Origin of the sequence: Allosalinactinospora lopnorensis, from assembly GCF_000981225.1 — a bacterium.
In the GTDB taxonomy this organism is placed as follows: Bacteria; Actinomycetota; Actinomycetes; order Streptosporangiales; family Streptosporangiaceae; genus Allosalinactinospora; species Allosalinactinospora lopnorensis.
This window is the reverse complement of sequence record NZ_LAJC01000144.1, coordinates 1-5016: the sequence shown is the minus strand read 5'-3', so window position 1 is coordinate 5016 and position 5016 is coordinate 1. Positions and strand designations below refer to the sequence as shown.

The 5016-nt window shown below is 72.6% G+C and carries 6 protein-coding genes; 3 read left to right on the top strand and 3 right to left on the bottom strand.

Annotated features, from left to right (window positions below; all coding sequences use genetic code 11):
• A partial coding sequence (locus VS93_RS25940; RefSeq protein ID WP_046472474.1) for an SbcC/MukB-like Walker B domain-containing protein occupies positions 1-1627 on the top strand: 1627 nt, incomplete at its 5' end.
• 141 nt (positions 1628-1768) lie between these two features.
• On the top strand, positions 1769-1984 hold the full coding sequence (locus VS93_RS25935) for a hypothetical protein (protein WP_046472473.1): 216 nt from the start codon (positions 1769-1771) through the stop codon (positions 1982-1984).
• A gap of 150 nt (positions 1985-2134) precedes the next feature.
• Here the strand turns inward: VS93_RS25935 and VS93_RS25930 are convergent, their stop codons facing one another.
• The 3 genes from VS93_RS25930 to VS93_RS25920 form a co-directional block, all read right to left on the bottom strand.
• Positions 2135-2419: a hypothetical protein gene (locus tag VS93_RS25930; protein WP_046472472.1), complete on the bottom strand. Its 285-nt coding sequence runs from the start codon at positions 2417-2419 to the stop codon at positions 2135-2137.
• A gap of 41 nt (positions 2420-2460) precedes the next feature.
• On the bottom strand, positions 2461-3081 hold the full coding sequence (locus VS93_RS25925; RefSeq protein ID WP_046472471.1) for a hypothetical protein: 621 nt from the start codon (positions 3079-3081) through the stop codon (positions 2461-2463).
• Positions 3082-3432: 351 nt separating this feature from the next.
• The gene (locus tag VS93_RS25920; protein ID WP_338022805.1) at positions 3433-4296 is read right to left on the bottom strand and encodes an aldo/keto reductase; all 864 of its coding nucleotides are present in this window, start codon (positions 4294-4296) and stop codon (positions 3433-3435) included.
• Between the two features lie 107 nt (positions 4297-4403).
• Here VS93_RS25920 and VS93_RS25915 point away from each other — a divergent pair, with 107 nt between their 5' ends.
• Positions 4404-4823, top strand: coding sequence for a hypothetical protein (locus VS93_RS25915; protein ID WP_046472470.1), 420 nt, complete (start codon positions 4404-4406; stop codon positions 4821-4823).
• Positions 4824-5016: the final 193 nt, after the last annotated feature.

Genomic DNA, 5016 nt, shown 5'->3' with positions numbered 1-5016 from the left:
GCGGCCGGAGACGCACGCGCGGCTACGCGGCGAGCTGGCGGAGGCCGAGCAGCGGCGCGCCGCCGCGGTCGACTCCGCCCAGGCGGCGATGGAGGAGCTGCTGGAGATACGCCAGCGCCGGATCGAGGGGATGGCCGCCGAGCTCGCCGACGCCCTCGCCGACGGCGTCCCATGCCCGGTGTGCGGGTCACCGGAGCATCCCGCCCCCGCCGCCAGCGAGGGCGGGCACGTCTCCCCCGACGACGAGAAGCGTGCCCGGATCGCGGCCGAGGCCGCGCGGGACCGGCGCACCGAGGCCGAGAACGCGGCCACGTCGCTGAGCGAGCGCTGCGCGGCGGCGCACGAGGCCGCCGCCGGCATGGCCGAGGAGGAGGCGCGTGCCCTGATGTCGACGCGGCGGGACGCGCTGGCCGACCTGGACGCCGCCGATGCGCGGGCCGCCGGGCTCGCTGAGCGGCTCGGTGAACTCGACTCCGAGCTGGAGCAGGCCCGGTCCCGGGAGGGCGAGCTCTCCCGCGAGCTGGCCGAGCTCACCGAGCGGCGGGCCGCCAACGCCGACGAGGCCGAACGGCTGTCCGAGACGCTCGACGCCGCCCGGGGTACCGACCCTGACCTGGCGTCCAGGATCGCGCGGCTCGGCGAAGAGGCCGACCTGCTGGCCTCGGCCGCCGAGGCGCTGGATCGGCGCGCCGTCGCCGCCGAGGAGGTGCGCGGCGCCGAGCAGCAGGCCCGGCAGGCGATGGCGGAGGCCGGGTTCACCGACGCCGAGGCGGTGCGGGCCGCCGACCGCGACGACGAGGAGCGCCGCTCCCTCCAGGAGCGTGCGCGGGCCTACGACGACGAGGCCGCCACGGTGCGCGCCGCCCTCACCGAGGGCGAGCTCACCGCCGCCGCGCGGCTTCCCGCACCCGACCTCGCCGGGCTGCGCCGCACGCTCGACTGCGCGGAGCAGGTCGCCGAGCACGCGCTGACCTGGCGCGACCGCCTCGCCCAGCGCGCCTGCCGGCTGCAGGAGCTGCGTGACGACCTCGACACCACGCTGGCGGAGGCCCGGCCCGCGCGGCAGCGGCACGCCGTCGCCGACGGTCTCGCCCGGCTGGCCGCCGGGACCTCCGCCGACAACCGCGAAAGCGTGCGGCTGAGCGCCTACGTCCTCGCGGCGCGACTGGAGCGGGTGGTGGCCGCGGCCAACGACCGGCTCGCCACGATGTCGGGCGGCCGTTACGAACTGCGGCACACCGTTGGCAAGGCCGCCGGCGACGCCTCCCATTCCGGCGGCGGGCTGGGACTGCGCGTCCTGGACGCCTGGACCGGCCAGGAGCGCGACCCGGCCACTCTGTCGGGCGGCGAGACGTTCATCGGGTCGCTGGCCCTCGCCCTCGGCCTCGGCGACGTCGCCTGCGAGGAGGCGGGCGGCGCCGACATCGAGACCCTCTTCGTCGACGAGGGGTTCGGCACCCTGGACGAGGACACCCTGGAGGAGGTCATGGACGTCCTGGACCGGCTGCGCGACGGCGGCCGCGCCGTGGGCGTCGTCAGCCACGTCGCCGACCTGCGCTCCCGGATCACCACCCGCCTCAGCGTCCGCAAGAGCGCCGCCGGCTCCCGTCTGAGGCAGACCGGCTGACCGCCGGCCGTGCGCTCCCTCTCAGGGGCGCACCCGCCGCGGGCTCCGTGACCCCAGTGCCGCATAACGGCCCGCCGCGGGGAAACCGGAGCACGGTGGTCACCGCGTTCCGGGACCGCTCAGAGCTCCCCCGCTTTCACGGTGCGGAGGAACGCGGCCCAGCCACCCCGCCCCCGGGGCCGCATCGGCCGCCCGCCCCGCGACATCGGCGCCAGCAACGCCGAGCTGCGGGCCCGCCACGAGGCCGGGGAGAGCCTGACCGCCCTGTCCGAAACCTTCGGCCTCAGCCGCGACGCCATCACCACCCGCGTCGACCGGGCCCGCCGCGCCCGAGCCGAGCAGCCCTCACCCGCGTGATCCGCCACCGGCTTCGCACGGAAGGCGTCCGGCGCACGGAAACAGCCGCCGCCCGGTCCCGAAGGGTCGTTCGGGACCGGGCGGCGGCTACGCTCCTCCCGTCCACCCGGAACGGGGCGCGGCGTCCCGGGTGGAGAGCAGAGTGCGCTGTCACGAGGGAGTCACCGGATGACCTCCGCTCGTCGCCGGCGTAAGGAACAGCCCTATCGCGAGACCGGTCACGATCCCTGCACCGCCGATGGCGAGTGCGGCCCGGTGGACAACGGCGGTCCCCGATCGCGGCCACAGGGCCCACGTCGCGAGAACGACCAGCGCGCTCAGCACCGTACCGATGTACCAGACGGGAAGAAGGAGCGCGAGGGCGATCGACGCGGCGACGACCAGGACGACCCCGGTGCTGTTTCCGGCGCGCCTGGACTCCCGTCCTGTCTCCATATCCGCCACCTCCGGCCGGTTCAGCGCGGTTCCGTTTCTTCTCAGGACAGTCCGCAGGAGGCCTGGACGGAGTAGCGGCCGTTTCCGCCGCGGATCTGGCCGCATTCCGACGTGGAGTAACCGAAGTCCCCGACACCGAAGGAGAACTTCTCCTTCGTGTAGGAGCGGATCTCCCAGCCCACGTTACGCGAGCCCTGTCCGTTGCGCCCCGAATAGCTCCAGCCCGGGGTGCGGGTCTCCCCTCCGCGGTCGTAGACGTTCCAACTGGTGACGCGCGTCCCGTTGTGGCACCACCTCAGACCCTGCCACCAGGTGTACACGGTGTTGCCCGCCGCGGCCTTGGCCTCGTACCGCTGCCAATGGTCATAGCACCCGGCCGAGATACTGTTCGCCCGATTCGCCGAGGAGGAGACCTCCTCGCCCACTATTTCCGTCGTGACCGGCTCGGTGACCGACTCGAACAGTTCACGCTCGGACGCCGAGAGACTCTCGAACCTGGTCTCGGGGTCCTCCGCCGCGGCGACTTCTTCCGCGATCCCCAGTCCGCGGTCGGCCTTCGAAGCCTCGCCGGCGTTCGCCGGGGAAAGGCTTGACAGCGCGAAGGCGAAGACGACGGCACTCGTCACCGCGACCGACGACCTCACCTTGTTTCCCTGCCGCATCACAACTCCCTACCTCGCGTCGTTGCTGGTAAATAAAAGCGCGCGCAGCAGGAAAACTAGCGACCGGAAAATGGGTTCGGAAGTCTCCGGGGAAACAAATTCTTCGGCTGTCCACCTCCGGCCACTTGAGAGCGGAGCAAAACCAGACAAATCAGATCGGGCCTTTTTTGTCGGAAAAATTCCGACCGCGGCCGGGCGGGAATGCGGAATTCGCTCCCCGCCGCGGAAAAAGCCGCCGGGGTGCCGACCGGGAAGCACCCCGCCCGCGCGCTCGTCCGCGGCCACCGCCGGCTTCTGTCAACGGTGCCGGCGCCGGGGCGGGGCGTCCCTGGTCTCGCGCGCTCCGGGGCGTTACATGATGTCCAGTCGCCGCTTGCCATCCGGCGGCGGGAAGGCCGTGTCCAGCTCCGCCAGTTCCCCCGGGGTCAGGACCACTTCCAGCGCCGCGGCGTTCTCCCGCACGTGCGCCTCCTGGGTGGCCTTGGGGATCGCGATGACGTCGCCGTCGCGAACCGCCCAGGCCAGGGCGACCTGAGCAGGGGTGGCCCCGTGCTCGTCGGCGATGCGCCGCATCACCGGGTGGCCGAGCAGGTCGCGGCTGATCCGGCCGCCCTGGGCCAGGGGGCAGTAGGCCATGACCGGCAGTTCGTGCTCGCGGCACCACGGGAGCAGGTCGTGTTCGATCCCGCGGGAGCCCGCGTGGTAGAGGACCTGGTCGGTGACGCAGTTCCGGCCGTCGGGAAGCTCCCACAGCTCCCGCATGTCCCCGGTGTCGAGGTTGGACACGCCCCATTCGCGGATCTTGCCCTCCCGCCGCAGCTCCTCCATGGCGGTGACGGTCTCGGACAGGGGAACCGACCCGCGCCAGTGCAGCAGGTAGACGTCGAGGTGGTCGGTGCCGAGACGCCGCAGGCTGCGCTCGCAGGCGGTCTTGGCCTTCTTCCGGCCCGCGTTGTGCGGGTAGACCTTGGAGACCAGGACCACCTCGTCGCGGTGCCCCGCGATGGCCTCGCCCACGACGGTCTCGGCGCCTCCTTCGCCGTACATCTCCGCGGTGTCGATGAGGGTCATCCCGCGGTCCAGGCCAAGACGCAGCGCGCGCACCTCGGCGGCCCGCTGCGCGGGATGCTCGCCCATGTGCCAGGTGCCCTGACCGATCACCGGGACCCGGATCCCGGATCCCATGCTGGCGGTCCGGTCGTTCGGGGTCATCATCGAAGTCGTCTCCCCTCGCGTGTCGCACTCGCCGCCCTATTGCCGGAAGAGCGGGCACAACGATCCCCGTGTCCGGGGCACCGCTTCGACAATGGCAGAATGTCGGAGTGAGTTCGCTGGTCACCATCGTTGTGTTCGGAATCGTCGGCGCCGTCATGATGGCGGCGCTCCTCGGACTGCTGCTCGTCCTCACTGGTCGCGCCGCCGGGAGGAGCGTACAGGTCGCCTTCGGGGCGATGTCCGTTGCGGTGTTGCTCACGGTCCCGGCGCTGGCGGCGTCGACCCTGCTGGCCGGCGATCCCGCCGCCGGCTTCGGCGGGGCGTTCCTGGTGGCCTTCTGCGTCGTCGCCGTCATCTACCTGGCCAACGTCGCCCTGTTCCCGATGGCCGCGCGGCGCGTGGCCGCGGAGCACGGCACGGGGCGGTCGGGCGTGCCGACGCCGTCTCCCGCCGCGCTCGCCGTCGGCCTACTGGTCTGCGCCGCCTTCGGCCTGGCCAGCACGGGGACCGCGGTCCTGGTCGGTTAGCGAGAAACCGCGACAGTCCCGCGGGAATCATTCCCGTTCGGCGTTTTCGGGGCCTGTAGCCGCAGGATCGGCCGGCTACCCTTCTCCGGCGAGCCTGCGCGCGACCGGAATCACCTCGGCCAGCGCGTCCCGGTACGCACCGTGCGTGGCGATGTAGCTGAACCCGAACCGGTCCCGGTTCGCCAGGAGCTTC